This window comes from Pelagerythrobacter sp. Soil_C_18, assembly GCF_057657235.1.
In genome coordinates this window covers 628,296-652,808 of sequence record NZ_JBDGIU010000001.1, presented here as the reverse complement: position 1 = coordinate 652,808, position 24,513 = coordinate 628,296, and the positions used below count along the sequence as shown (strand labels likewise).

Here is a 24,513-nt window from a genome sequence, read left to right as displayed (position 1 = left end):
ACGATCGGATCTCGTAGAGTGCGGCACGTCGCGGTGGCGGCCTTGCTGACAGTGGCCGCATGCAAGCCGCCGCCCGATGACCGCACGTCGCTACCCGCCGACGCCGCTGAACGGGGCAAGGCGGTGATCGAGCGCGTATCCTGCGGGTCGTGCCATGCGATCCCCGGCGTCGACTGGCCACGTGGGGGTGCGGGCCCTTCGCTCGAAGGCTTCGACGATGTGGGGCTGATCGCCGGGGCGCTGCCCAATACGCCAGGCAACCTGGCTGCCTTCGTCCGCGATGCGCCTGCGACCAAGCCCGGCTCCACCATGCCGCCGATGCCGATTACCCCCGCCGAGGCGCAGGACGTCGCGGCATATCTCTACGGGATGAAGGATGAATAAGGGCGTTGCATCCGGGATTATGGAGGCGCTGTGGGGCTGGCCGCCGCCTGTACTCGATCCGGCGGGACCCTATGCCAGCAGCGTCACGACGCTGGCCTGGGCGCTGTTCGCTATGGGGGTGCTGGTCACCGGCATCGTAGTCGCGGCGCTCTATGTCGCGATCAGGGGGCCGGAACGCTGGCGGAGGAAGCTGGGCGGTGAGAAGGCGGTGTGGATTGGCGGGATCGCCTTTCCAGCCGTGGTCCTCACCGGCCTGCTGATCTGGGGACTGGCGCTCACCGCATCGCTGACCGAGCCGATCACGGGGCGCGAGGCGCGCGTGCGGGTCACGGGCGAGATGTGGTGGTTCCGCGTGGAATATCTCGATCCGGCCGGTCGCGTGATCGTGCGCGATGCGAACGAACTGCACCTGCCGCTGGACCGGCCCGTGGTGCTCGAGCTCCGCTCGGCGGATGTCGTCCACAGCATCTGGATACCGCACCTGTCGGGCAAGATGGACATGGTGCCGGGGCGGATCAATCAACTGCGGGTGGAGGCGAGCCGGACCGGCAGGTTCGGCGGCGTCTGCGCCGAATATTGCGGCGGACCGCACGCCCTGATGGGCTTCGTGACGGAGGTTCACGAAGCGGCGAACTACGACCGCTGGCTGGCGGCGCAGGCGGCGCGGCAGGCCGGAGCGGTCGCACCCGGCGCGACGCCCGGAGAGCCGGCGGCGGTCGCGCGCGATCCCCAGGTTCCCGAACGCTACGATCCGGCGCGCGGGTGGGCGCTGTTCCGCGATACCGGCTGCGCTGCCTGCCATCGCATCGCGGGGACGGAGGCGAACGGCCTCGCCGGCCCCGACCTCACCCACGTCGGCAGCCGGCTGAGTCTGGGCGCCGGAATCCTGCCCAACCACCGCGGCACGATGATGGGCTGGATCGCCGATAGCCAGTCGATCAAGCCGGGCAATCGCATGCCCAGCTACGACCGGCTCTCGGCCGAGGAACTCGGCCATATCGCCGCTTTCCTGGAAGCGCAGAAGTGAGCGAAACCGGCTTCGACCACGCGCTCTACGACCGCTTTCCCACGACCGGTCCGCGCCCGGAGGGGGAGCTGGAAAAGCTGGAGAAAGCCTGGCGCGTGCCGCCGGGCTGGGGCCTGCTGACCGAGGTCAACAACAACTACATCGGCTTCTGGTACGTCGCGGTCGCGTTCCTCTTCTTCATCCTCGCCGGCATTCTCGCGCTGGTCATGCGTGTGCAGCTGGCGGCGCCGCTGCAGGACATCGTGCCGATGGAGACCTACAACCAGGTCTTCACCATGCACGGCACGGTGATGATGTTCCTCTTCGCAGTGCCGATGGTGGAGGCGATCGGGGTGCTGTTGCTGCCGCAAATGCTCGGCGCGCGCGACCTTCCGTTCCCGCGCCTCTCCGCCTTTGCCTTCTGGGCCTACGCGATCGGCGGAATCTCGTTCTTCCTCTCGCTATTCGTCGGCCTCGCGCCCGACGGCGGCTGGTTCATGTACCCGCCGCTCACCTCGATCGCGTTCTCCCCCGGGATCAATGCCGACTTCTGGCTGCTCGGCATCGGCTTCATCGAGATCTCGGCCATTGCTGGCGCGATCGAGATCATCGTCGGCGTGCTGCGCACCCGTGCGCCGGGCATGACGCTCGACCGCATGCCGATGTTCGCCTGGGCGATGCTGGTCTTCGCCTTCATGATCATCCTCGCGTTCCCGTCGGTGATCCTGTGCACCCTGCTGCTGGAGCTGGAGCGGGCGTTCAACTGGCCGTTCTTCGATCCGACCCGCGGCGGCGATCCGCTGCTGTGGCAGCACCTGTTCTGGTTCTTCGGTCATCCGGAGGTCTACATTATCTTCCTGCCCGCTGCCGGGCTCATGAGCATGATGGCGACCACCGTCGTGCGGAAGAGCCTCGTGGGTTACCGCCTCAATGCGCTGGCGCTTGTGGCGACGGGCTTCATCAGCTTCGGTGTCTGGGCGCATCACATGTTCGCGACCGGCATGCCGCGGGTCGCCACCGGCTATTTCTCCGCGGCCTCGATGGCGGTCAGCCTGCCGGCTGGCATTCAGGTGTTCTGCTGGATCGCGACGCTCGCCAGCGGGCGCATCCGCTGGAACACCGTTTCGCTGTTCGTGATCGGCAGCGTGCTCGTCTTCACCATGGGCGGACTGACCGGCGTGATGGTGGCGATGGTGCCGTTCGACTGGCAGGCGCACGACACCTACTTCATTGTCGCGCACCTCCACTACGTCCTGATCGGCGGAATGGTGTTTCCGATGTTCGCCGCCTTCTATCACTGGGCCGGGCTGACGAGCCGGAACGCGCTGTCGGAACGGGTCGGGAAGTGGGTGTTCGCGCTGATGTTTGCGGGCATCCACATCGCATTCCTGCCGATGCATCTCACCGGGCTGATGGGGATGCCGCGGCGCGTCTATACCTACCTGCCGGACCGGGGTTTCGACCTGCTGAACCTAATTTCGACCGTCGGCGCCTTCGTGATGGCCGCGGGCGTGGCGCTGTTCGTCTTCGATCTCGCGCGCCGCTTCCGCTTCACGGTCGGTAAGGACGCCGGCAACGTCTACGATGCGGGCACGATCGACTGGCTACCGACGGGGCTCTACTCGGTCCGTTCGATCCCCGTGATCCGCAGCCGCGAGCCGCTGTGGGACAATCCGGAGCTCTGCCGCGATGTGGAGGAGGGGCGCTATTTCCTCCCCGGAACCGTGACCGGTCTGCGGGAGACGATCATCACCTCGCCCGCCAATGCCGAGCCCGAATATCTGCAGATCATGCCGGGACCCTCGCCCTGGCCGGTCGCCTCGGCGGTGTTCACCGCGGGCTTCTTCCTGTCGCTGACCGTGCAGGCCTATACCTTCGGCTTCACCTGCGGCGCCGTCGCCGTGTTCGCGACTCTGCGCTGGCTGTGGGAGACCGATCGCCCGGTTCGAAAGCGGACGGCGGACATCGGCGCCGGCATCGAAGTGCCGATCCAGATTCCGGGCCCGAAGAGCCATGGCTGGTGGGCGCTGAATTCGCTCATGGCAGTGATTGGAATGATCGCGCTGATGGCGGGCTTCGCCTATCTCTACCTCTACGGCATCCATCCGGATGTGTGGATCGCCCCGCCTGCCTTGCTGACGACCGGTGCGATCATGGCCCTGCTTCTGCTGGCGCTCGTCGCCGCGTGGGTGGGGCGGCGCGTGCTTGCGCGGCACGAGGAAGGCACCTTTGCCGGCCAGGCACCCTGGCTGCTGGCCGTCACCAGCGCGGCGCTTGCGGGCGCTGCCTGCTGGCTCGATATCGAGACGTGGAACGCAGCCGGCCTTGCGCCGACGAACAGCGGGCAGGGTGCGACCGTGTTCGCGATGATCGCGCTCCAGGGCGGCGTGGTATTCGTCGGCGCGATCATGGCGCTCTATCTGGGCCTGCGCAGCGGGCGTGGGTTGCTCAGGCCGCCGGTCAACACGACGATGGACATCGTCTCGCGCTTCCTCGCCTTCGCCGCGCTGCAGGGTCTGGGCTTTGCCGTCCTGACGCGGCTGGCACCGGGGCTGGCGGGATGACCGAGTTCGACAACCGCACCGATTGGACCGCCGTCGTCGCCGCACTGGTGATCTGGACCGCGCAGTTCATGGCGAAGTGGGCCGCCAGCGTGATCTTCCCGGACGCCGCGCCGGGCCGCATTATCGGGCTGCTGCTTTCGCTCGCCGGGCTGGCCGCGCTCGCGTGGCTTTGGCGTGCGCGGCGGGTTCGCTCGTTGTGGACGACGGCGGGTCTGGCGATCGCCATCGCCGCGCTCGCAACGCTGTTCGACACGCTCCCTGCGCTGTTCGGTTAGAGTGTGGCGAGGAGGCCCAGCCCCAGGCCGAACAGCAGGATCACCGCCGCGGAATCGTAGCCCATTTTCAGCACCGTACGGTCGCGGTGTTCGAGAAGGCCGACCAGGAAGATGCCGATCAGCGCGGCACCTAGAAGCGCCGAGACGACCTCGAAGGTGCCCAGCTCGTTGATCAGCGGCCCGCCGACAAATAGCACGTCGCCGAGCAGGATCAGCGACAGGTTGACGAAGTTCGTGCCGAGCACCTGACCGAAGGCCATCTCGGGCCGATGGAGCCGCAGGGCCGTAAGAATGGTCGCGAGTTCGGGGGTCGACGTGGCGAGCCCGATCAGCGCGAAGCCCACCAGCGCGCTCGCGATGCCGGTCTGTTCGGCGATCGCGTCTCCGGTTTGGGACAGGGTGTAGCCGGCGGCGAAGATCAGGCTGCCGTCGATCGCGACGCGCAGCCAAAGTGCGGCCGTGCCGATCGGAGCATCTTCGGTGTCGTCCGCCCCGCGTTCGACCTCGTCCATATCGACCGACCACGGTGAGCGTGCGTCGTAGCCGGTCGCCAGCCGGAAGCAGCCAATGCTCAGCGCGCAGATCGCCAGGCCGCCCGCGCCGACGCCCACGCCGAACACATCGACGTCGCCGATCGTGATCGCCAGCGCGACGGCGATCAGCACGAGCATGCACAGAGTCGCCATCATCATCGTCGAGGGCCGGGCGACGATGCCGGTCACCGCATGGCGCCCGAGCCATGCGTCCGCGATCGCGAGCAGGACCACGTTGATCGCCGCGCTGCCGAGCAGATTGTTCGCAGCAAGCGCCGGGTTCCCCATCACGGAGGCGGTCGCGACATTCGCTACCTCCGGCAGCGAGGTGATGCCCCCGAGCAGCAGCATCCCGACGAAGACCCGATCGATCCGCAGCCGTGCGGCGAGCGTGTCGAGATTGCGGGTCAGCCGGACACCGGCGAACCACACCACGATCCCGGCCACCAGGAATATCGCGGCGTTGGCCCAAAGCGGGTTCGAGGTGGCGTCGGTCAGCGGCATGGCTTGGGAACGGGGCCGGCCGCCGGGGCAGGCGGCGGTCCCTTAGAGAATGGGCTTCCCGCCGGTGACGCCGACCGTGGCGCCCGAGACATAGCTCGCCTCGTCTGCCGCGAGCATGACGTAGACGGGCGCCAGTTCGGCGGGCTGGGCAGGCCGGCCGAGAGGCGTGTCTTTGCCGAAGTTCTTCACCTGCTCGACTGGCATCGTAGAGGGAATGAGCGGCGTCCAGATCGGTCCCGGCGCCACGCAGTTCACTCTGATCTTCTTCTCGCCGAGCAACTGGGCGAGGCCGCCGGTGAAATTCTGGATGGCGCCTTTGGTGGTCGCGTAGGCAAGCAGCGTCGGCCGCGGCATATCCGCGTTGATCGAGGTCGTGTTGATGATCGCCCCGCCTTCGCCCATGTGCGGCAGTGCGGCCTTCACCAGATAGAACATCGCGTGGATGTTGACCGCGAAGGTCTTCTCCCATTCCTCGTCGGGAATATCCTCCACCTTCTCGTAAGTCATCTGGTGGGCGGCGTTGTTGACCAGGATGTCGATGCGCCCGAACAGTTCCGCGGCCTTGTCCGCGATCGCGCGGCAGTGATCGGCCGAGGCGATGTCGCCCGGCACGAGCACGGCCTTGCGGCCCGCTTCCTCGACCCAGCGGGCGGTCTCCTTTGCATCCTCGTCCTCGCAGAGATAGGAAATCAGGACATCCGCACCCTCGCGGGCGAAGGCGATCGCGACCGCCCGCCCAATGCCGCTGTCGCCGCCGGTGATGATGGCCTTCTTGCCTTCGAGCCGCCCGGAGCCGCGATAGCTCTCCTCACCATGATCGGGCCGCGGGTCCATTGCATTGGTCGTGCCGGGGACCTGTTGCTGCTGGGCCGGCAGCGGCGGCGTTACGGTTTCGGGCGGTGTGGTCTGGTTCATGGGGAGCGTTCCTCGATCGACGTCTGCCAAGCAGTGCGAGCGTGCGGCGCCCCTTCGATCGAGGCGCGGCCTCGGTTTTCGAAACGAGCCTTCCGAAGCCTCGTTCCTGAAAACCCGCGATCTCGGAACTGCGTGCAGAGGCTGCGCTTTCCTTCACTGTGTGAGACCGGCAGCCAAGGAGAGCCAAGCGATGAAAATCGGGGTCCTGACCTTCCATCGCTGCATCAATTACGGCTCCTACTGGCAGGCGCGCTGCCTGGTGGAAGGCCTGCGTGCGGAGGGCCACGATGCCGAACTGATGGACCACGACGCGCCTTCGGTGCGGCGGGCCGAATGGCAATGCGCGTTGCAGCCCTCGCTTCCGGTTCCCACGCGCTGCGCCGATCTGACGCGCTATGCGGCCAAGGCTCGCCGCTTCCTGAAGGCGTTCGAGGGGCTGCCGCGGTCCCGCCGCTTCGCGCTCGACCGGCCTGAGGAGGCCGGCACCTACGATGTGGTCGTGGTCGGCAGCGATGAGGTCTGGAACTTCCGTCATCCCTGGTACGGTTCCCGCCCGATCTTCTTCGGCGAGCGGCTGAACACGCGGCGGATCGCGTCCTACGCCGCGAGCTTCGGCAACCACGATGCGGAAGACGGGATCGACCCTGCCTGGGCGGCCAAGCTGACCCGGTTCGACGCCCTGTCGGTGCGTGACGAGAACAGCCGCGCTCTCCTGCGCAGCGGTCTCGACCGGGAGGCGGAGCTCGTGCTCGATCCCTGCCTTCAGTTCCCCCCGCCGCCCGTCTCGGACAGCGGCGCCAGGGCGCCCTATCTGGCGGTCTACGGACACAGCTTTCCCGACTGGTTCGCCGCCGCCGTGAGGGACTGGGCCGAACGGGCCGGGCGCAAGATCGTGAGCATCGGCTACCGAAACGACTGGGCCGACGAACACCGGATCGAAGCCGGGCCCGAGGAATTCTCCGCCCTGATCGCGCACGCGGATTCGGTCGCCACCAACTTCTTCCACGGCTGCGTGTTCGCGCTGCATCATCGCCGGCCGTTCGTCTGCGCGCCTTCGGCATACCGCTTCAACAAGGTCCGGGACCTCACGCGCACCCTGGTGGCGGAGCGCCATCTGGTGAGCGAGGAGACGCCGCAAGCGGTCTACGCGGAGCTGCTCGGCAGCGAACTCGATCCTGCGATCGGCACGCGGATCGAGGAACTGCGCGGGCATTCGGGCCGCTACGTCAGGTCGATCCTTGGCTGAGCAGGCGCTCGCCCCCGCGGATGTCGCGGAGGCCGGCCTGTGTATCGGCTGCGGCGCCTGTGCAAGGCGCGGCGGTACGATGGAGTGGGACCGCTTCGGGCAGCTCAAGCCGGAGGGCGCATGGTCGTCGGCACCCGGTGCCGGCTTCTCGCGGATATGCCCGTTCTCGCCCACAGCGCGCGACGAGGACGAGATCGCGAATGCCCTCTTTCCCGGCGCACGCTTTCGCGACCCGCGGATTGGCCGCTTCGAGGCCGCTTATGTGGGCCACTCCGCCGAGGCGGACTTTCGCACGACCGGGAGCTCCGGCGGAATGGTGAGCTGGGTCGCCGCGGAGCTGCTCTCAAAAGGCCTCGTCGACGGTGTGGCGCATGTCGTACCGACGGACCCAGTTGCCGAAGGCCGCTTCTTCGATTTTCGCATCTCGCGCACGGCGGCGGAAGTGCGCGAGGGTGCGCGTTCCCGCTACTACCCGGTCGAACTCTCGCGCGTGCTGGCGGAGATGCGCGCTGTTCCGGGGCGCTACGCGGTGGTGGGGGTGCCGTGTTTCATCAAGGCGGTGAACCTGCTCAGGGCGGAGGATCCGGTTCTGCGGGAGCGCGTGGCCTTCACCCTCGGCCTGTTTTGCGGGCACATGAAGAGCGCGCGGTTCGTCGAGAGCTTCGCCTGGCAACTGGATGCGCCGTTCGGGGAGGTGCGCGCGGTCGAATATCGCCGCAAGGACCCCGACCGGCCGGCCAACTGGTATACGGCGGAACTCACGCTCGCGGATGGCTCTCGCCGGTGGCAGGACTGGTGGCACCTCGTAGACGGCGACTGGGGTGCCGGCTTCTTCCAGAACTCGGCCTGCAACTACTGTGACGACGTGGTGGCGGAGACGGCCGACGTTTCCTTCGGCGACGCCTGGGTGGAACCGTATTCGTCCGACGGACGCGGCACCAACGTGATGATCGTGCGCCATCCCGAGGTCGCGGCGCTCGTCTCGGCGGCGATCGGGGAGGGGCGCCTCTCGCTGCAGGAGGTCGACGCCGACTTCATTGCCGAGACGCAGGCCGCCGGCCTGCGCCAGCGGCGCGAGGGGCTCGCCTATCGCCTGCGCACCGCACCGCCGGCTCTGCCGCTTCGCAAGCGGGTCGTGCCGGGCGGGGAGGGGCTGCCGCTCCGGCGCAAGCTGGTCTACCGCAGCCGCAAGTGGATCAGCGCGGGCAGCCATCGCGTCTTCGCCCTTGCACGCGCGTCGGGCTGGCGCGGCCTGTACCTGCGCTGGGCCCGTTATTCGCTGCGTCTGTACGAGGCTGCCACCTACTTGCGCGGTCCGCTCGGCAAGGCGCTGCGGCGGCTCGAACCCTGATGGGCTGGAGGGCGTCCCCTCACTTGCTCGGGCGCGGAATTATCGTGATGCCCGCATCGTTCTCGAGCACGGCGTGCTTGATCTGGTCGAGCCGCTCCAGGCCGTGCTGCGCACGTGCGGACATCATGATGTCCGCGGTATCCATGCGGGTCTTCTTCAGCGCCCGGTCGTCGATCTTGCCGTCGTGGATCAGGAACGTCGGCCGGCCGTCGATCACCTTGGATACGGCGGGCGACCAGCGCTTGAGGTACGACAGGCCGATGTCGAGCATGAACAGGGTGACGATCAGGAGCACGGCGTTGGTGATCGAAAAGTCGTCGCCAAGCAGGGCCTGCTGGGTCGTCTCCGCCACAATCAGGAGGAGGACGAAGTCGAAGGGGGTGGCCTGTGCCATGGTGCGCCGCCCTGAAGCGCGGATGATGATCACCAGGAACAGATAGATCGCGACGCCTCTGATTACGCTGTCCATGCAGCTCTCCTAAGGCAGGACCACAATGGGCAGATCGGCGGTCCGCGCGCCGTTCACTTCGAAACGGCCCATGTGCGACGGCAGCAGGATCTGGCTCGGGCGAATGGAAAAGACCACGCTCCGCTCGCCGCGGTCGGCCGACGATTCGAAGGCGTACAGATGGCCTTCCGGCGTCGCTGTGACCGACGACGGCCGCGGGCTGACCGCTTCGACGGTGAATATCTCGCCGAACTTTGCCGGAAGCAGGATTTCCATTCCGTTCGATGCCGGTTGATCGACCTTGACGGTCAGATGGTCCGTTGCGGACCAGCGGCCGACCCGCGGAATGTCCAACTCCGCCGAGCCGAGAACCACCTGCTGGCGCGACAGCGTCCCACCGCTCCCTGTCAGCCCGAGAATCGCGATGAGCACCAGCGCGAGCATGACGAGCCACACGATGCGGCTGAGAAACCAGTGCCGTTCCTGAAGCTGGGGATCGACGTTGATGTCGATGGAAGATTCGGAGGCCATCTCCAGCTCTCTAGGCTGCCGATGCTCCGAGAGTGGTCGCTTGGGCCGGGGGCAGGCCGCTCGTCTCCGCCTGCGCCTTCAGTTCCTTCTTGCGGGTGAGCATCTGCTCGCCGAGCGCATTGAGATCGACATCCGCGGCGCGCGCCTGCTGGAACATGTTGCCCTGCATCTTCTCTTCTTCGCGCACGTGGTGCTTGATCTGCTCCTTCAGCACCGAAACCTTGGCGTCGTAGAAATCCTCGTCCGGGCTGCCGTCGGCGATCTCGTTGACGAGCACCTTGGCGCCGTCATGCTCGACATAGGCTTCCTCGAGCAGGCTCTCCTCTATCTTGCCCTTGAGGGCGGGATAGAAGATCTCCTCCTCGATCATCGTGTGGATCTTGAGTTCGTTGCAGATCTTCTGCGCGATTTCCCTCTTGCGATCGACGCCGGAGGATTTCTCGTACTTCTCAAACAGGTCCTCGACCTCGCGGTGGTCGGCCTGCAGGATGTGGGTTGCGTCGGTGTCGGTCGTCGCCATGTTCGTGCTCCTCGGCAGGCAGACGTTCGCGCGCGGTTCGTCGTTCCTCTTCAAAGTTGAGGAGGCTGCGAACCGTGGCTCGCGCGCGACTACCGGTGCGCGAAATAAACCCATGTCAAAGCAGCGGAAGCGACCGAGGTCAGGCGCGGCCCCTGAACAGCAGATCCTTGGGCAGGCGCCTGCTCGGGCGCAGGACGATGACCAGCACGCCGGCAATCGCAAGCGCCGCGCCGGCCAGCAGCTCGGTGGTCAGCGGTTCGCCCGCGAGCAGGGCGCCGAGTGCGACTGCCAGCAGCGGGTTCATCAGCGTCAGCGGCGCGACGACATTCACGTCATGCTTGCCGAGAAGCCAGAAATAAACCGTGTGTGCGCCGACCGACACCACCAGCGCGGAGAAGAGCAGAACGGCGACGAAGTTCCAGCCGGCGTCGAGAGCGCGGGTTACCTGGCCCGACTCCGTCAGCAGCGAGATCGGAAGGAGCAGGAGCACTCCCGAAAGCCCAGACCATGCCTGCAGCCGGAGCGGAGCGATATCGAGCTTCTTGAGCATGACGCTGCCGAGCGCACCCGCGAGCGCCGACACCGCCACGAATGCCAGGCCGAGGGACGCCGACAGCGCCCCCTGACCGACGAGCACGACCCCGATCCCTGCCAGCGCCAGGATGATCCCCAGCGTCCGCCGCCAGCGCACGGTTTCGCCGAGAAGCACGATCGCGAACAGCACGGCGGCGGGCGCGCTCGCAAGGCTCACGATGGCGGCGGACGACGCCGTCGCGGTTCGCAGGCCGACGAACAGCAGCGCGAACGACGCCCCGCCCAAGAGCAGCGCGACCAGGACCGTCTTGCCGAGCGGCGAGGGGAGCGGGCGCAGCCACGGGAAGAGAACCGCGGCGACCAGCGCGGAGCGGACCGCGGCGAAGAAGACCGGCGGGAGGTCGAACGGGCCCACTGCAAACTTGCTCACCACCACGTTCAGGGCCCAAACTAGGCAGACCCCGAACAGGATCAGAAAATCGCGAACGGGCATCAGGCCGCGACAGGGCCTTCGAAGGCAGCCCAGCGGCAGCCATAGGGCTCCAGCTCGAAGGCCTGTGTCCGCTCGACCGCGTCGCCCACGGCATCCGCGCGCGAAGAGAAGATGATGCGCCCGGTTTCGCTCTGCGCCGAGGAAAGGTCGATCTCCGCCCGGGCCTTGCCGCCGGCGAGATTGTGCAATGTCAGCAGCGTGCGCCGCCGGTGCTTGTAGGCGATGGCAACGACCGCGCGGTGGCCACTGTCCAGGACCTGCGGCGCGGCGCTGCCGATTTCCCGGCACCGGCGCCGCGCGCGCGTGAGCTTGCGGATCCAGTTCAGCAACGAGTCGGAATCGAGATCCTGCACGGCGGCGTTGACTTTCCTGTACCCGAACGGCCCTTTGCCGATCGGTTCGCGAACGGGCTTCGCCTGCGTGAATCCGGCGCCCCTGGCATCCGACCATTGCATCGGCGTGCGAACTGCATCCCGGCCGACGAGGGAGAGGTCATCGCCCATGCCGAGTTCGTCGCCATAGATGATTGCCGGAGACCCCGGCAAGGCGAACAACAGGCTGTAGGCGAGCTTCAGCCGCGTCAGGTCCCCGTCCAGCATCGGCGCGAGCCGGCGGCGGATGCCGCGTCCGAAGATCTGCATGTCCTTCTTGGGTGCGAAGGCGGCGAAGACTTCCTCTCGTTGCTCGCTCGAAAGGCGCTCGAGATCGAGCTCGTCGAGATTGCGCAGGAAATTGATCCAGTGGCAGTCGCGCGGGATCTTCGGCAGCAGTTCGAGTGCAAAACGGACCGGCTCCGCCTCCTTCCGCGCCAGGGCCAGGAACAGATAGTTCGTCATCAGGAAGTTCAGCAGCGCGTGCAGTTCGTCGTCGCTTCCGAAGAAGGAGGCGATCTCATCGGGGTTCTCGTCCGCCTCCCCGATCAGCATGGCGCCGATGGCGGTCGTGTCGACGAACGAACGGATATCCCGCAGGACGCCGTGCCCGGCCTCCAGCGGCGCATCCGCGCGGCCTTTCGCCTCGACCATGTGCGACGCTGCATCGACGCGAAAGCCGCTCGCGCCGCACTTCAGCCAGAAGCGCAGAATGCGGTCGATTTCGCCGCGCAGGGTCTGGTTCGTGTGATTGAGATCAGGCTGAAAGCTGTAGAAGCGGTGATAGTACCACTTCCCGCTCACCTCGTCCTTGGCCCAGACGCTGTCCTCCACGCCGGGGAAGATCGGCCCCTTTCCGGGCATGGACGGTGCGGGCTCGTCGGACCACACGTAGAAATCATGCTCCTCGCTCTCGGGATCGTTCCGCGCCTTCTCGAACCAGGGGTGCTCGTCCGAGGTATGGTTCAGCACGAGGTCGAGGATCACGCGGATGCCGCGCTCGTTGGCAAGCGTGATGAATTCGATCAGGCCCCCGAAGTCGCCGACGTCCGGATCGATCGCGTAGTAGTCGGAAACGTCGTAGCCGTTGTCGCGTCCGGGCGTGCGGAAGAACGGCATCAGCCACACGCAGTTGACGCCGAGGTCCTCGATATAGTCGAGCCGTTCGATGAGCCCGAGAAAGTCGCCTATCCCGTCGCCATTGCCGTCCTGGAACAGGCCGACATCGATGCCGTAGATGATCGCGTCCTTGTACCAGAGGTTCTGCGGGTCGGACATTCGTTCGTTCCTGTCAGTTGTCGCGGATGTTGGCCGGCAGCCGGGGAAGGACCTGCTCGCCGAACGCAGCGAGGAAAGCACGCTGGTTGCCGCCCACGTTGTGGAGGTAGAGCTCGTCGAAGCCTATGTCGGCCACGTCCGCGATCGCTGCGACGAACCGGTCCGGATCGGAGGACATGATCACGTGACCCTCGAGATCGTCGGCGTCGAGGTCGCGCGTCGCTTCCTCGAACCCCTGCGGACTGGGGCAGTTCTCCGCGATCTCGGGTTCGACCACGTTGAATCGCCAGTTGCGCAGGGCGAGGTCGCGCGCCTCCGCCTCGGTCGGGGCCCACGACAAGTGCATCTGCAGGACGAGCCGCTTGCCACCGCCCCCGCCGCGACGGAACGCTGCGACGATCTCCCGCAGTTTTTCGGACGGCATGTTCACCGTGATCAGGCCGTCGGCCCACCCGCCCAGCCATTCCGCGGTCTCGGCGCTCAGCGCGGCGCCGACGAGCAGCGGATGCGGAGCGGCAGGCCGGGTGTAGAGACGCGCATCCCGGACAGGAATCGGGTGCTCGCGCGACACGGTCTCGCCGTTCCACAGCGCGCTGATGATCTGCGCGCCCGCTTCGAGGCGGCGGTTGCGCTCCTCCTTGGAAGGCCAGCCCTGACCCACCACGCTCTCGTTCAGCGCTTCCCCGCTGCCCAGCCCCAGCCAGCCGAGCCGACCGGGGAAGAGCCTCGACAACGTCGCCCCCGCCTGCGCCACTATGGCGGGGTGGTAACGCCATCCGCCGGGAACGGCGAGAGTGCCGAACGGCACGCTCGTCGCCTGCATGGCCGCGCCGAGCCAGCTCCACGCAAAGCCCGACTGGCCCTGCAGGTCGCTCCAGGGCTTGAAGTGATCGGAAGACATGACCGCGGCGAAACCGGCACGCTCCGCCTCCTGCGCCAAGTCGAGGAGTTCTTCCGGGGGAAACTGCTCGTGCGACGCGTGGTAACCGATCAGCACGCAGGTACCTCTTATTCGGCTGGCAGGGCGTAGGCGATCAGTTCGTCCCCGATCGGCGTCTCCATGAAGTGATGGCCGCCCGCCATGACGACCACGTATTGGCGCCCGTTCGCCTCGTAAGTGATTGGCGTCGCCTGGCCGCCGGCGGGCAGCACATCCTGCCACAACGTCTCGCCGGTGCGCATGTCGATCGCGCGGAACAGGTTGTCGGTCGTCGCGGCGATGAAGATCAGCCCGCCAGCCGTGACCACGCTGCCGCCGTTGTTCGGCGTGCCGATCTCGAACGGCATCATCGAGGGGATGCCGAACGGCCCGTTGCGCCGAGCCGAGCCGAGCGGACGATCCCAGATCGTCTCGCCGGTGCGCAGATCGATCGCGCGGATGCCGCCGTAGGGGGGCTCCTTGCACAGCAGCCCCGTGAACGGCAGGCGCCAGCCGGCGTTGACGTCGATCGCGTAGGGAGCACCCATCTGCGGATCGCCGGCACCCTCCGCGCCGCCGCCCATGTTCCCGCCGCGCGCCTCGCCGCGGGGAGCCCAGCCCTTCTCGTTCGCCTCCTCGCGCGGGACGAGGCGGTTGTAGTTCGGCATGTCGTTGTAATTGGCGACGATCACGCCCCGGCGCGGGTCGATCGCGATCCCGCCCCAATCGGAACCGCCGTTATAGCCCGGGTACTGGACCCAGCGCTGATCCGCGGTGGGCGGGGTATACATGCCCTTGTAGGACGCCCGCCGGAACTGGATGCGGCAGACCATCTGGTCGATCGGCGACATGCCCCACATGTCGCGCTCGTCGAGCTCCGGCCGCGCGAGCGTGTGGAACAACGAGTAGGGCTGGGTCGGCGACCGCTCGGCCGGCTCGACGCCGCCTTCGGGCGCCGGACGTTCCTCCACAGCCGTCAGCAGATTGCCGTTGCGGCGGTCGAGGACGTAGATGTCGCCTTGCTTGCTCGCGAGGACCACGGCGGGCACGCCTCCCGGCAGATCGATGAGCGTCGGCTGCGAGCCGAGGTCGTAGTCCCACACGTCCTTGTGCACGGTCTGGAAATGCCAGGCGGGGCGGCCTGTCTCGGCATCGAGCGCGACCAGCGAGGTCGCATACTCGTTCTCGGCCGGCAGGCGGTCGCTGCTCCAGTAATCGCCGGCCGCGTTGCCCATCGGCAGGTAGACCAGACCCAGTTCCTCGTCGGCAGAGGCCATGGTCCACATGTTCGGCGTCCCGCGGGTGTAGATCTCCCCATTCTCGGGGCGGCCCTGGCGGTCCGGCGCCGTCATGTCCCAGGCCCAGGCCAGCTCGCCCGTGACGGCGTCGAACGCCTGGATCACGCCGGAGGGCGCGTCGAGCTTCTGCCCGTCGAGCACCTGATGCCCGGTGACAATGTTGCCGCGGACGACCACCGGTGGCGAGGTGATCGAGACCATGCCCGGCACGACCGGACCCATGCCCGGCAGGATGCTGACCGAGCCGTTGGTGCCGAAGTCCTGGCACGGCCGTCCGGTCTCCGCATCGACGGCGATCAGGCGCGCGTCGAGCGTGCCTTCGATGATCCGCCGTGCGCACGGTGCATCCGTATCCGCATCCGCGCCTGCGACTTCGTGGTAGGCCACGCCGCGGCAGGCGGCGGTGTAGGGAATCCACTCGTCGGGGACCTGCGGATCGTAGCGCCACCGCTCGTCGCCGGTCGCCGGATCGAGCGCGATGAGGATGTTCTTGGCCGAGCAAAGATAGAGCATGTCGCCGATCTTCAGCGGCGTGGTCTCCGCGCCGTAGCTGTTGTCCTTCATGTCGTCCGGAAGATCCCGCGTATGCGCCACCCACGCCCGATCAAGCCGGCCGACATTGTCCGGCGTGATCTGGGCCAGCGGGGAATAGCGCTGCGCGCCTTGCGTGCCGCCATAGGCGAGCCAGTCGCCCCCGGGCGCGGTGAACGTGCCGCCCGCGGCGTAGTTCGCGGCGGGCAGCTCACGAACGGGGGAGGAAGGGCCGTTCCGTGCGACGACATAGGTGCCGACGGCCATGACGGCGACGAATGCGGCGGCAACCCCCAGCGCGCCGGGCCAGCCCAGCGGACGCCTGCGCATCAGCGGGGCGACGAGCAGGACGAGGACCATCAGCACCGCCGGGCCGACGACACGGGGCACGAGAGCCCAGAGATCCGAGCCGGACTCCCAGAAGGCCCAGATCACCGTCCCGATGAAAACCAGGCCGTAGAGCCACACGCCCAAGACGTTGCGCAGGGCGATCAGGGCGCCGCTGGCGAGAAGGGCGATACCTGCGATGAGGTAGTACGGCGAACCGCCGAGAGAGACCAGCCAGATGCCGCCCGCAGCCAGCACCAGGCCGATGAGGCCCAGAACGACGCCAAGTGCGACCGCAGCCCACCCTCCGCGCCGATCGGTCGAAGTGCTCTCGTTCGTATGCTCCATGGATCTTCCCCCAGCCGGCATCGCGGATGCATCCGGACCGGAGAGCATCCGCGATGAAAATGGCTGCGACCGAGGCGGAGTTCCCCAAGCGGCGATAAAATCACCTAACTTATGTTGTTTTTGCCGGGATTCCCGATCGTATCCGGGAACGCCGCTGCGGCGCTTTCCATTGACGTCATCGAACGCACAGGAGGTCCATACATGCGTGCCAGCGATGTGAGGAGCGAAGCAGGATGACCCGGCGCACCGTGATCGGTATAGTGATACTGCTGGCGGCGATCGTCGTTGGATGGATGCTGCTCCAGCCGATGGGGCGACAGGACGACGGCCCGCCGCCGCCGGACGCGGACTTCGGCTCGATCGTCACCATCGGCGATGCGCGCATCGCGCTGCCGGCCACGGCAGGCGATCCCGCCGCGGTCCTTTTCGACATCACCAATCGGGGAGAGCGCAACATCTTCCTCTCGGACGTGGTGGTCGAACACGGCGGCCAGGCGCAGTTGACCGACCTCTCGCATCCGGACCCCAAGCCGCTCGACACCGTCGAGATCGAGCCGGGGCAGACGCTGCGCTTCGGCCCCGAAGCCGATCGTGCGGTCCTGACCGACTACGACGAGAATGTCGTGCCCGGCGCCGAGGTTACGGTCGAATTCACCTTCGGCAATGGAGAATCGCTCTCGGCCCCGGCCACGGTGGAAGCGGCGCGGCAGGACGTCGGTTCGGAGGAAGGCTGAAGATTCGGCGGACGCTAGCGGTCGTGCAGGGTGCGCAGTGCAAGCTCGCCGGTGCCGTAGAGGTAGGAACCGTCGAATTCGCCCAGCCGCCGGATCAGTGCCTCGTCGAGTATTTCGAGCCGACCTTCTCCGCACGGCCGCAGCGCCCCGCGCTCGCGCAGCGTGCGGAAGCTGCGGTTGGCGTGGACCGGCGTTATGCCGCACGCTTCCGCGTAGTCGCGCTGCAGCAGCGGTATCGGCAGCACGCTGCCATCGTACAGCCCAACCAACCGCAGCCGCTCGATCAGCTCCGCTATCAGGTGTGCGATCCGCCCTTCGGCACTGAGCCTGCCGAGCCCGAAGATCCACTCGCGGTGCATGGCCGCGTCGAGGAGGGTGGAGAACCAGAGCGCCCGGCCGAGATGGGGGAAGGCGTCGATCAACTCAGTGATCTTGCGGTGCGAGATCTGCGCAAGTGTCGCGCGGGTCAGCGACCCGACATCGTGGTCGAGGCGCTTCATCGCGTAGCCGTGAAGGTCGACGAAGTCGCCCGGGATGTTCACGCCGACCAGTTGCCGCTCCCCCCTCCGGTCGTCGATGTGCCGGAGCATCGTCCCTTCGACGAGATAGTAGCTGTGCTGGATCAGCTTGCCGCGCTCCACCAGCGTCATGCGCGGGCGAATCTCGACCGTCCTGGCCACCGCGTTCTCGAGCGCGTTCCGCTCTTCCTCGCTGAGGTCGTGGCGAAGACGCCCCTTGAGAAACAGTGCGGTAAGCAAGTGCGGCCCCTCCTCGGTGAAGCCAGCGGATAAGCACAGGTTAAGAAGCGGGTTGTATCACCTATGTTAGCTTCTTGATGGATTTATATTTTTCCCTGCGACCGGTGCTGCTCACAGATTAGCGAACGACCGGCCCGATTGGTTCCTCCGGCTGCCGCGTTCCGACGGCCCTTCTAATCTAGGTGATTGAGAAGCCGCGCCTTCTTCGGGACAGATCATCTCACTTGGACGGGGACCCGCGCCGATCGGCGCATGCTCGAACGTTTCGAAGGAGAACCCCTATGTCGCTGCTCGATCGCATTGCCTCCACCGTCACCCCAGCAGCATCCCACGAAGCTCGCACCGAGGCGCGGCGCAAGGTCGAAGGGCTTGCCGCGCGCGAGCCATGGGTGCGGTTGATCGTCGATCAGCACAAGCAGATCGAGAGCCGGTTCAGCGAAGCGCGCAACGCACCGGAGCCGCACACGGCGGCGCGGGCGGTGGAGGAGCTAGCCACGCTCCTGACCGGCCATGCCAATGCGGAAGAAGCCGTGCTCTATCCGGAAGTCGCCGAATACAGCGGGAAGAGCCATGCGGCCATGGCCTACGAGGAGCATGCCATGACCAAGGTGCAACTCGCGAAGCTGCGGGACCTGAACCCGCAAGGGGACGAGTGGCGCGAGAAGCTCGACCATATCGAAAGCGCCGTTCAGCAGCACATCTATCAGGAGGAGGATAGCTGGATCCCCGATCTTGCGGAGAACCTGCCAGCCGAGCGCAAGGACCTCCTGACGCGCCGCTACGAGGAAGAGTTCAGCCGCTATTACGACCACCAAGCCGTGGGGCGCGGCGAGCGGCTCCCCGAAGGGCTTTAGCAGGGAGCCCGGCCATGACCGACGACAGCAAAAAGCCGACCCAGGCGGTTCCGGAAGGAAGCGAGAGCCGCGGCGCGCCCGACGGCGTCAATAGCCAGGCGGACCGGGGCGCGACCGGCGGCAGCGACGATGCCGCGCCTTATCCCAATCCCCACTCGGGAAAGAGCGAGGACGAGCGGGAACACGTGGCCGACGGACCGCTCTCGCACGGGGGCCAGTCCGAAATCGGCTATCACGGGTCGGGGCGGCTGGGGCAGCGGAAGACGAAGCCCGAAGGCAATCCCAACGCTGGAGCCGGCGAGGATCGATAGACGGTGGCTCGGGGGTCCGATGGGCGCCCGAGCTCCATCTCCACATCGTGACTACAGGGCCTGTTGCCGGCCCACCGCGGCGACCGCCGGCGAACGCTCGGGCGTGGGCGTCCGGTTGCTGCGCAGCTCGCGTTCGAACCAGGCGACGGTCGCGGCCAGCCCGCTCGCCAGCGGAGTTCTCGGGCACCAGCCAAGGCGGGCTGTCGCGCGCTCGATATCGGGCCGCCGCTTCTTCGGATCGTCGATCGGCAGCGGCCGCGACACTTTGGCGAGGCGCGTGCCCATGACCGTCTCCAGCGCCTCGATCAGCTCCGCGATCGTCAGTTCGCTCGGATTGCCGATATTGACGGGGCCGAGATCGCCGTCCTCGCTCTCCATGAGGCGGAGCAGCCCATCGACCGTGTCGCTGACGTAGCAGAAGCTGCGCGTCTGCTCGCCGTTGCCGTAGATCGTCAGCGGCTTGCCCGCGAGGGCCTGGCAGATGAAGTTGGAGATCACGCGGCCGTCGTCCATCCGCATGTTCGGCCCGTAGGTGTTGAAGATGCGGGCCACCCGCACGTCGGCCCGGCCGCCGCGGGCAAAGTCGAACGCCATGGTCTCCGCAGCCCGCTTGCCTTCGTCATAGCAGGCGCGCGGTCCGGTGCAGCTCACATTGCCGCGATAGCTTTCGGGCTGCGGATGCACGTGCGGGTCGCCGTAGACTTCGCTGGTCGAAGTCAGGAGGAAGCGCGCACCCGAATCCTCCGCCAGGTGGAGCAGGCGGTTGGTGCCCATCACGCAGGTGAGGATCGTATGTTCGGGGTCCGCCTGGTAGAGATCGGGCGAGGCGGCGCAGGCGAGGTTATAGATCCGCGTAATGCGCCCGGTCTGCTCCAGCACCTGGCGGGGCAGGGGGCGGGTAATGTCGGACTCGATGAAGCGGAAGCGTTCGTAGGCTTCGAGCTCGAGAAGATTTTCCCGCCGCGCGGTCTGCAGATTGTCGAGGCAGAGGACGTTCTTCCCCTTCTTCAGCAGCGCATGGCACAAGTGCGAGCCGATGAAGCCCGCGCCGCCTGCAACGAGTGTGAGTTCACCTCCTTTGGTCATTGCGCGATCAACCTTTCCGACTGGCGTTGTTGTTGTTGTTGTTGTTGTTGTTCTTGAGATGCGGCGTCCTGCAGGTCGCGTTCGAGCTGCCGGGCGCGGGCCGCGCCGCTGTGATCGTCGATCACGAGCGTCCGCGCGGCCCTTCCGATCGGCTCCGGGTCGCGTTCCAGCGCGGCGAGCACGTCTTCGGTCGTGTCGGCCAGCAGGATTGCCTCGCCCGGGGTGAGGATCTCCTCGATCCCCGCCCATCGGTCGGAAATGACCGCCGTGCTGCAGGCACCGGCTTCGAACAGCCGGATCGAGGGCGACCACCCGGCTGCGATCATGTCGGCGCGGGTCACGTTGAGCGTGAAGCGCGAAGCGGAATAGAACGCCGGATGATCGCTGGGCGGGACATGGTCGATCCGCTCGACGTTCTCCGGCCAGTCGATCGATTGCGGATACTGCGCGCCCGCGACGGCGAAAGTCTTCTCCGGCCGCGCTCTCGCGACATCGAGCAGCAGCTTTTCGAGCGTCGGCTGGCGGTCCGCGCTGTACGTGCCGAGATAGCTGAGGTCCCAGCGCTTCGGAACGTCGATCTTGCGGTAGCGGGCGGTATCGACCGAGCAGTGGAGTGCGAGCGCGCGCTTCGCCCCGAAATCGCGCTCGATCCGCTTCAGCGTCGGGCCGCCGGTGAACGAGAAGTAGATGTCGTACTGCCCGATCTGGTCGACTCTCAGGAATTCGCACGTGCCGCGTTCGAGCTGCGCGAGCGTGACCGGCGTGTCGATGTCGTAAAAGCAGGTGACGCCCTGCGCGTTCCGCAGGACCCAATCGCCCACCGCCGGACCATCGGGAACGTAGGAACCGACCATCACGGCATCTGCGCCGGCGACCTCGCCGTGCCAGCGTTCGAGCTCTTCGACGCTGTCATAGTATTCGAGCCGGCAGAAATCGGGATCGGGCAGGTCGCGATGATCGGCATACCAGAGCTTGTCGCGCTCGAGGAACAGCACCTCGTGTCCGCGCTCCGCCATTCCGGAGAGAAGCGCGCGGTAGGTCGTGGCGTGGCCGTTCCCCCACGAGGAGGACAGGCTCAGGCCGAGCACGACGAGCTTCATGCCGCTTTCTCCCGCTTCGCATCGCGCATGGCCTGGAAGGTCCGGTCGACCTCGGCCGCGCGTTTGTCGTACGTGTGCTCGCTCAGGACCCGGGCAAGCGCGGCCTGGCCGATCGCCCTTGCTCTGTCGGGCGTCAGGGCCTCGAGATGGTCGGCGACATCCTTGCCGTCGCGCGCGACGAGGACCTCCCGCTCGGGCTCGAGGAACATCTCGATGCCTTCCCACGCGTCGGTGATCAGGCAGGCGCCGGCGCCGGCCGCTTCGAAGACCCGCGTGGCGGGGGAGAAGCCGATCTCGGCCATGGAATCGCGCGCCACGTTGAGCACGGCCGTCGGCGTGCAGTTGAAGGCATTGTGCAGCGAGGTGCCGACGTGTCCCTTGCGCTCGACGTTGCCGGGCATGGGCTTGTCGTCCCATCCATTGCCGCCGATGATGAAGCGCCGCTCGGGCAAGGCCATGGCTGGGCGCAGAAAGAACTCCTCGATCCGCGCCTCGCGGTCGGGTAACCGGTTGGCCAGCAGCGAGAGGTCGGCCCGGAACGCCGGCACCGGCGGCACCGGATGGTGCGTCGCCGGATCGAGCGCATTGTACACCGGGATGCACTGCACGGCACCGAGCGCGCGATAGGCGGACACCACAGGTGGACCGCCGCCGTAGGTGAACACCGCGTCGAGCTGCGGCAGCAGGCGGCGCACCGGATGCGCGTCGTCCCGCCCCATGTCGGTCAGCGTCGCGGCGGCATCGACGTCCCAGAAGCAGCGGGTCGCCCGCGGGTGCGCATGGTCGATCACGCCTTGCAGCAGTTCGGGATCGTAGACGCCGACGCCGCTCGCCTTGATCACGATATCGGCATCCGCTGCCTGCTCGAGAACCGAGGCGAGGCCCTGCGCGTCCGCCGGCCATACCACGCTGCGCGCCCAGTCCGGCGGCTCAATGTCGCGATGGCTCTGCCGGTCGAAGGCGTCGGGTTCGTAGAAAGTGATGTCGTAGCCGCGCTTCGCCAGCGCGTGGAGCAGGCCGCGGTAATAAGTGGCGGCGCCGTTCCACCACGACGACAGCAGGCTCGATCCGTAGAAGGCAATCTTCATGCGGTTATCCTCATCGCGTGCGGCTGCGAAAGCTCGTCGACGATCGTCAGCAGTTCGTCCGCGCGGTGGGCGCAGGTGTGGCGGGCGCGCACGGTTTCCAGTCCGCTGGCCGCGAGCTCGGCGCGCATTTCGCGATTGCACGCCAGCTCTTCGAGATGTGCCGCCATCTGCTCGCCATCGTGGGCGACGAGATAGTCGGTGCCGGGGCGGAAGAGCTGCTCGGCATCGTCCCACGGCGCGCTCACGAGCGGAATGCCGCAGGCCAGCGCTTCGAAGACGCGGATCGTGGGAATGCCGGGAAGGACCTTCGCATAGTAGCGGCGCGGCACGTGGAGTGTCGCCATGTGCCGGGCGAACATCTCCGGCACCAGCGCGTTCGGCGCCCAGCCGTGCAAGTGCGCGCCATACCGCGCGACCGTCCGCGCCGCCTCCTTCGGATAGCGCACCCCGTAGATGGCGAGATCGAGCCCGGCCGCCTGCGCGGGCGCCAGCAGGAACTCGGCCAGCTCCTCGCTTCGCTCCCCGTCGCCCCAGTTACCGATCCAGACGAGACCGTCGCGCTCCTCCTCGTGGTCGAGCGGGCGGAAGCGGTGGATGTCGGCCGCCTCGTGCCAGGTCCACACGCGCGCGCCCCAGCCCCAGGCGCGATAGACTTCCGACAATGCCTCGCCGAAGGCGAGCACCCCGTCGTATCCGGAGAGATCGTAAGCGCGCATCTCCTCGGGCGCGCTGACGGCGCGGTGATGCGTATCGTGGAACAGCAGGAGGAACGGCGCGCCCCGCTTGCGCTGAGCGCCGAGGCGCGCAACCAGATCGGGCTCGTTCCATTCGTGAACGATCACGAGGTCGGCCCCGTCGGTCATCTGCGTGAGATCGTCGGTCTCTGCATAGTAGTGGGCTTGCAGGTCCGGGTACTTCACCTCGAACGGCGCAAGGCCTGCAGGGCCATGATCCTGGAGCAGGTTCTGCCGGCTCCAGCTCGTCTCCGGCTCGTAGGCGATCGTCTCGTGGCCACGGCGGCGCAACTCGTCGAGGACGCCGCGCAGGAAGTGCGCGTTGCCGTGGTTCCAGCAGGAGACCAGCGAGTGGGTGAAATAGACGATCTTCATGCTGCACGCCCCCGCTCTAGAAGCGGACTGTAGAGCGCCGCGGTCGCCATGGCGGACGCTTGCGGCGTGTAGTCTGCTGCCCGGGCCCGCGCCGCTTCGCCTAGGCGCGTCCGCTCGGCAGCGTCCTGCGCCAGACGGTCGACCGCGTCGGCGAAGCCGTCGTGATCGGCCGGGGCGACGAAGATCGCCGCGCCGTCCCACAGCTCGCGGAAGGTGGGAATGTCGGACAGGACGAGCGGGCATCCGGCCATCGCCGCCTCCAGCACGGCGAGGCCGAAGGGCTCGAAGATCGCTGCCGACACGAAGATCGGCTGCTGCGCCAGCAGGGCGGCGAGCTCGCGCTCATCGAGCTTCCCGCAAAGTTGCACGTAGTGAAGCGGGGTCCGCTCGCCGCTCGGGCTTTCGACGGCCCCCACCGCGAGTACCGGCGTCGCGGCCGACGCGGCAGCGCGGTCGAGCACGGCCATGTTCTTTGCTTCGTCCCACAGCCTGCCCACGGTGAGTGCAAACAGGTGTTCACCGTGGCCAGCAGGCGCCGGGGGCAGGGGATAGCGTCCGTTGTGAACCGCACGCGGCGCGCGCGGAAGCTCGTAGGTTTCCCGAACGATCTCCGCATAGGCCGCACTTGGCGCGACCGCCACGTCGGCGGCCAGCAGACCCTTGCGGGTCAGGTCCCGATGCCAGGCGAGCGCGGGGTCGAGTGCGTCGCCGCGCACCGTGTGCCACCAGGTGCTGATGCAGCCATGGGCCACTGCCACGACTGGAACCGGGAAACGCGCCGCGCCCGCCAGGATCGGCGAATTGCAATGCACCACGTCGGCATCGATCTCGCGCGCGAGCTCGGCGATCTTGCCCGCCGCACAGCGCACCGGCTCCGGGCTGCGCGTCAGCCAGTCAAGCGGCAGGCCGGTGTCGAGAAGGTCAACGCCGGGAATATCCGCGACCTTCTGCCGCTGCTCCGGATCGGGGGACGGGCCCATCACGGCGAGCGTCACCTGCACCCCGTATTCCGACAGCGCCCGCACCATGTCCGTGGCGTATTGCCAGACGCCGCCAACCGCGTCGGCCGTCATCAGGACATGCGGGGCGTGCGGCGG

24 protein-coding genes are annotated in these 24,513 nt (G+C 67.2%); 9 read left to right on the top strand and 15 right to left on the bottom strand.

Annotated elements, in window-relative coordinates:
• Positions 1–18 precede the first annotated feature (18 nt).
• From AC3A5N_RS02930 to AC3A5N_RS02915, 4 genes are read left to right on the top strand one after another with little or no spacing between them, the layout of a single operon-like run.
• The gene (locus tag AC3A5N_RS02930; protein WP_487735806.1) at positions 19–384 is read left to right on the top strand and encodes a c-type cytochrome; all 366 of its coding nucleotides are present in this window, start codon (positions 19–21) and stop codon (positions 382–384) included.
• Positions 377–1,411, top strand: coding sequence for a cytochrome c oxidase subunit II (locus AC3A5N_RS02925; RefSeq protein WP_487735805.1), 1,035 nt, complete (start codon positions 377–379; stop codon positions 1,409–1,411). The genes AC3A5N_RS02930 and AC3A5N_RS02925 overlap by 8 nt, the downstream gene beginning before the upstream one ends.
• A complete protein-coding gene (locus AC3A5N_RS02920; RefSeq protein WP_487735804.1) occupies positions 1,408–3,954 on the top strand; it encodes a cbb3-type cytochrome c oxidase subunit I in 2,547 nt (848 codons plus the stop codon). Before AC3A5N_RS02925 ends, AC3A5N_RS02920 begins: the two co-directional genes overlap by 4 nt.
• Positions 3,951–4,229 (top strand): hypothetical protein, encoded by a 279-nt coding sequence (locus AC3A5N_RS02915; protein WP_487735803.1) that lies wholly within the window; start codon positions 3,951–3,953, stop codon positions 4,227–4,229. The genes AC3A5N_RS02920 and AC3A5N_RS02915 overlap by 4 nt, the downstream gene beginning before the upstream one ends.
• On the opposite strand, the gene AC3A5N_RS02910 is transcribed toward AC3A5N_RS02915, so the two are convergent.
• Together AC3A5N_RS02910 and AC3A5N_RS02905 are read right to left on the bottom strand one after the other, a co-directional pair.
• A complete protein-coding gene (locus tag AC3A5N_RS02910) occupies positions 4,226–5,266 on the bottom strand; it encodes a sodium:calcium antiporter (RefSeq protein ID WP_487735802.1) in 1,041 nt (346 codons plus the stop codon). The two genes, AC3A5N_RS02915 and AC3A5N_RS02910, sit on opposite strands and share 4 nt — an antisense overlap.
• A 42-nt stretch (positions 5,267–5,308) precedes the next feature.
• Positions 5,309–6,181 (bottom strand): SDR family oxidoreductase, encoded by an 873-nt coding sequence (locus AC3A5N_RS02905; protein WP_487735801.1) that lies wholly within the window; start codon positions 6,179–6,181, stop codon positions 5,309–5,311.
• Positions 6,182–6,371: 190 nt separating this feature from the next.
• Between AC3A5N_RS02905 and AC3A5N_RS02900 the strand changes: the two genes are divergently transcribed.
• Together AC3A5N_RS02900 and AC3A5N_RS02895 are read left to right on the top strand one after the other, a co-directional pair.
• Positions 6,372–7,427 (top strand): polysaccharide pyruvyl transferase family protein, encoded by a 1,056-nt coding sequence (locus AC3A5N_RS02900; protein ID WP_487735800.1) that lies wholly within the window; start codon positions 6,372–6,374, stop codon positions 7,425–7,427.
• Positions 7,420–8,778 carry a Coenzyme F420 hydrogenase/dehydrogenase, beta subunit C-terminal domain gene (locus AC3A5N_RS02895; protein WP_487735799.1) on the top strand — a complete coding sequence of 453 codons (1,359 nt, stop codon included), beginning with the start codon at positions 7,420–7,422 and terminating at the stop codon, positions 8,776–8,778. Before AC3A5N_RS02900 ends, AC3A5N_RS02895 begins: the two co-directional genes overlap by 8 nt.
• Positions 8,779–8,797: 19 nt before the next feature.
• On the opposite strand, the gene AC3A5N_RS02890 is transcribed toward AC3A5N_RS02895, so the two are convergent.
• The 7 genes from AC3A5N_RS02890 to AC3A5N_RS02860 all read right to left on the bottom strand — a co-directional run bounded on the left by AC3A5N_RS02890 (position 8,798) and on the right by AC3A5N_RS02860 (position 16,376).
• The gene (locus tag AC3A5N_RS02890; RefSeq protein WP_487735798.1) at positions 8,798–9,247 is read right to left on the bottom strand and encodes a DUF421 domain-containing protein; all 450 of its coding nucleotides are present in this window, start codon (positions 9,245–9,247) and stop codon (positions 8,798–8,800) included.
• 9 nt (positions 9,248–9,256) lie between these two features.
• Complete coding sequence (locus AC3A5N_RS02885; RefSeq protein ID WP_487735797.1) at positions 9,257–9,757, bottom strand: hypothetical protein; 501 nt, start codon at positions 9,755–9,757, stop codon at positions 9,257–9,259.
• 10 nt (positions 9,758–9,767) lie between these two features.
• Positions 9,768–10,277, bottom strand: a complete 510-nt coding sequence (locus tag AC3A5N_RS02880; protein ID WP_487735796.1) for a hemerythrin domain-containing protein — start codon at positions 10,275–10,277, stop codon at positions 9,768–9,770.
• 139 nt (positions 10,278–10,416) lie between these two features.
• Positions 10,417–11,304: a DMT family transporter gene (locus AC3A5N_RS02875; RefSeq protein WP_487735795.1), complete on the bottom strand. Its 888-nt coding sequence runs from the start codon at positions 11,302–11,304 to the stop codon at positions 10,417–10,419.
• Positions 11,304–12,953, bottom strand: coding sequence for an alpha-amylase family protein (locus AC3A5N_RS02870; protein WP_487735794.1), 1,650 nt, complete (start codon positions 12,951–12,953; stop codon positions 11,304–11,306). The genes AC3A5N_RS02875 and AC3A5N_RS02870 overlap by 1 nt, the downstream gene beginning before the upstream one ends.
• Before the next feature lie 13 nt (positions 12,954–12,966).
• Positions 12,967–13,950, bottom strand: a complete 984-nt coding sequence (locus AC3A5N_RS02865; RefSeq protein ID WP_487735793.1) for a TIGR03885 family FMN-dependent LLM class oxidoreductase — start codon at positions 13,948–13,950, stop codon at positions 12,967–12,969.
• Between the two features lie 11 nt (positions 13,951–13,961).
• The gene (locus tag AC3A5N_RS02860) at positions 13,962–16,376 is read right to left on the bottom strand and encodes a membrane-bound PQQ-dependent dehydrogenase, glucose/quinate/shikimate family (RefSeq protein WP_487735792.1); all 2,415 of its coding nucleotides are present in this window, start codon (positions 16,374–16,376) and stop codon (positions 13,962–13,964) included.
• A 233-nt stretch (positions 16,377–16,609) separates the two neighbouring features.
• On the opposite strand from AC3A5N_RS02860, the gene AC3A5N_RS02855 reads away from it, so the two are divergent.
• Entirely contained in the window at positions 16,610–17,110 is a 501-nt protein-coding gene (locus AC3A5N_RS02855) for a copper chaperone PCu(A)C (protein ID WP_487735791.1), read from the top strand.
• 14 nt (positions 17,111–17,124) lie between these two features.
• Here the strand turns inward: AC3A5N_RS02855 and AC3A5N_RS02850 are convergent, their stop codons facing one another.
• Positions 17,125–17,868, bottom strand: coding sequence for a Crp/Fnr family transcriptional regulator (locus AC3A5N_RS02850; protein WP_487735790.1), 744 nt, complete (start codon positions 17,866–17,868; stop codon positions 17,125–17,127).
• A gap of 281 nt (positions 17,869–18,149) precedes the next feature.
• Between AC3A5N_RS02850 and AC3A5N_RS02845 the strand changes: the two genes are divergently transcribed.
• Both AC3A5N_RS02845 and AC3A5N_RS02840 read left to right on the top strand, forming a co-directional pair.
• Entirely contained in the window at positions 18,150–18,722 is a 573-nt protein-coding gene (locus tag AC3A5N_RS02845) for a hemerythrin domain-containing protein (protein ID WP_487735789.1), read from the top strand.
• A 14-nt stretch (positions 18,723–18,736) separates the two neighbouring features.
• The gene (locus AC3A5N_RS02840; RefSeq protein WP_487735788.1) at positions 18,737–19,033 is read left to right on the top strand and encodes a hypothetical protein; all 297 of its coding nucleotides are present in this window, start codon (positions 18,737–18,739) and stop codon (positions 19,031–19,033) included.
• Positions 19,034–19,084: 51 nt separating this feature from the next.
• Here AC3A5N_RS02840 and AC3A5N_RS02835 read toward each other — a convergent pair whose 3' ends face one another.
• The 5 genes from AC3A5N_RS02835 to AC3A5N_RS02815 are packed head-to-tail and all read right to left on the bottom strand — an operon-like array spanning position 19,085 to position 24,489.
• Positions 19,085–20,119, bottom strand: a complete 1,035-nt coding sequence (locus tag AC3A5N_RS02835; protein WP_487735787.1) for a UDP-glucuronic acid decarboxylase family protein — start codon at positions 20,117–20,119, stop codon at positions 19,085–19,087.
• Positions 20,116–21,219 (bottom strand): CgeB family protein, encoded by a 1,104-nt coding sequence (locus AC3A5N_RS02830; RefSeq protein ID WP_487735786.1) that lies wholly within the window; start codon positions 21,217–21,219, stop codon positions 20,116–20,118. The genes AC3A5N_RS02835 and AC3A5N_RS02830 overlap by 4 nt, the downstream gene beginning before the upstream one ends.
• Entirely contained in the window at positions 21,216–22,307 is a 1,092-nt protein-coding gene (locus AC3A5N_RS02825; protein WP_487735785.1) for a CgeB family protein, read from the bottom strand. The genes AC3A5N_RS02830 and AC3A5N_RS02825 overlap by 4 nt, the downstream gene beginning before the upstream one ends.
• Positions 22,304–23,416: a CgeB family protein gene (locus tag AC3A5N_RS02820; protein ID WP_487735784.1), complete on the bottom strand. Its 1,113-nt coding sequence runs from the start codon at positions 23,414–23,416 to the stop codon at positions 22,304–22,306. Before AC3A5N_RS02820 ends, AC3A5N_RS02825 begins: the two co-directional genes overlap by 4 nt.
• Positions 23,413–24,489, bottom strand: coding sequence for a glycosyltransferase family 4 protein (locus AC3A5N_RS02815; protein WP_487735783.1), 1,077 nt, complete (start codon positions 24,487–24,489; stop codon positions 23,413–23,415). Before AC3A5N_RS02815 ends, AC3A5N_RS02820 begins: the two co-directional genes overlap by 4 nt.
• Positions 24,490–24,513: the final 24 nt, after the last annotated feature.

Excerpts from the sequence above, each read along its gene's own strand:
- AC3A5N_RS02925 (WP_487735805.1), top strand. The coding sequence starts at position 377 with ATGAATAAGGGCGTTGCATCCGGGATTATGGAGGCGCTGTGGGGCTGG.
- AC3A5N_RS02915 (WP_487735803.1), top strand. The coding sequence starts at position 3,951 with ATGACCGAGTTCGACAACCGCACCGATTGGACCGCCGTCGTCGCCGCA.
- AC3A5N_RS02910 (WP_487735802.1), bottom strand. The coding sequence starts at position 5,266 with ATGCCGCTGACCGACGCCACCTCGAACCCGCTTTGGGCCAACGCCGCG.
- AC3A5N_RS02905 (WP_487735801.1), bottom strand. The coding sequence starts at position 6,181 with ATGAACCAGACCACACCGCCCGAAACCGTAACGCCGCCGCTGCCGGCC.
- AC3A5N_RS02900 (WP_487735800.1), top strand. The coding sequence starts at position 6,372 with ATGAAAATCGGGGTCCTGACCTTCCATCGCTGCATCAATTACGGCTCC.
- AC3A5N_RS02890 (WP_487735798.1), bottom strand. The coding sequence starts at position 9,247 with ATGGACAGCGTAATCAGAGGCGTCGCGATCTATCTGTTCCTGGTGATC.
- AC3A5N_RS02885 (WP_487735797.1), bottom strand. The coding sequence starts at position 9,757 with ATGGCCTCCGAATCTTCCATCGACATCAACGTCGATCCCCAGCTTCAG.
- AC3A5N_RS02880 (WP_487735796.1), bottom strand. The coding sequence starts at position 10,277 with ATGGCGACGACCGACACCGACGCAACCCACATCCTGCAGGCCGACCAC.
- AC3A5N_RS02875 (WP_487735795.1), bottom strand. The coding sequence starts at position 11,304 with ATGCCCGTTCGCGATTTTCTGATCCTGTTCGGGGTCTGCCTAGTTTGG.
- AC3A5N_RS02870 (WP_487735794.1), bottom strand. The coding sequence starts at position 12,953 with ATGTCCGACCCGCAGAACCTCTGGTACAAGGACGCGATCATCTACGGC.
- AC3A5N_RS02860 (WP_487735792.1), bottom strand. The coding sequence starts at position 16,376 with ATGGAGCATACGAACGAGAGCACTTCGACCGATCGGCGCGGAGGGTGG.
- AC3A5N_RS02855 (WP_487735791.1), top strand. The coding sequence starts at position 16,610 with ATGACCCGGCGCACCGTGATCGGTATAGTGATACTGCTGGCGGCGATC.
- AC3A5N_RS02845 (WP_487735789.1), top strand. The coding sequence starts at position 18,150 with ATGTCGCTGCTCGATCGCATTGCCTCCACCGTCACCCCAGCAGCATCC.
- AC3A5N_RS02840 (WP_487735788.1), top strand. The coding sequence starts at position 18,737 with ATGACCGACGACAGCAAAAAGCCGACCCAGGCGGTTCCGGAAGGAAGC.
- AC3A5N_RS02835 (WP_487735787.1), bottom strand. The coding sequence starts at position 20,119 with ATGACCAAAGGAGGTGAACTCACACTCGTTGCAGGCGGCGCGGGCTTC.
- AC3A5N_RS02830 (WP_487735786.1), bottom strand. The coding sequence starts at position 21,219 with ATGAAGCTCGTCGTGCTCGGCCTGAGCCTGTCCTCCTCGTGGGGGAAC.
- AC3A5N_RS02825 (WP_487735785.1), bottom strand. The coding sequence starts at position 22,307 with ATGAAGATTGCCTTCTACGGATCGAGCCTGCTGTCGTCGTGGTGGAAC.
- AC3A5N_RS02820 (WP_487735784.1), bottom strand. The coding sequence starts at position 23,416 with ATGAAGATCGTCTATTTCACCCACTCGCTGGTCTCCTGCTGGAACCAC.
- AC3A5N_RS02815 (WP_487735783.1), bottom strand. The coding sequence starts at position 24,489 with ATGACGGCCGACGCGGTTGGCGGCGTCTGGCAATACGCCACGGACATG.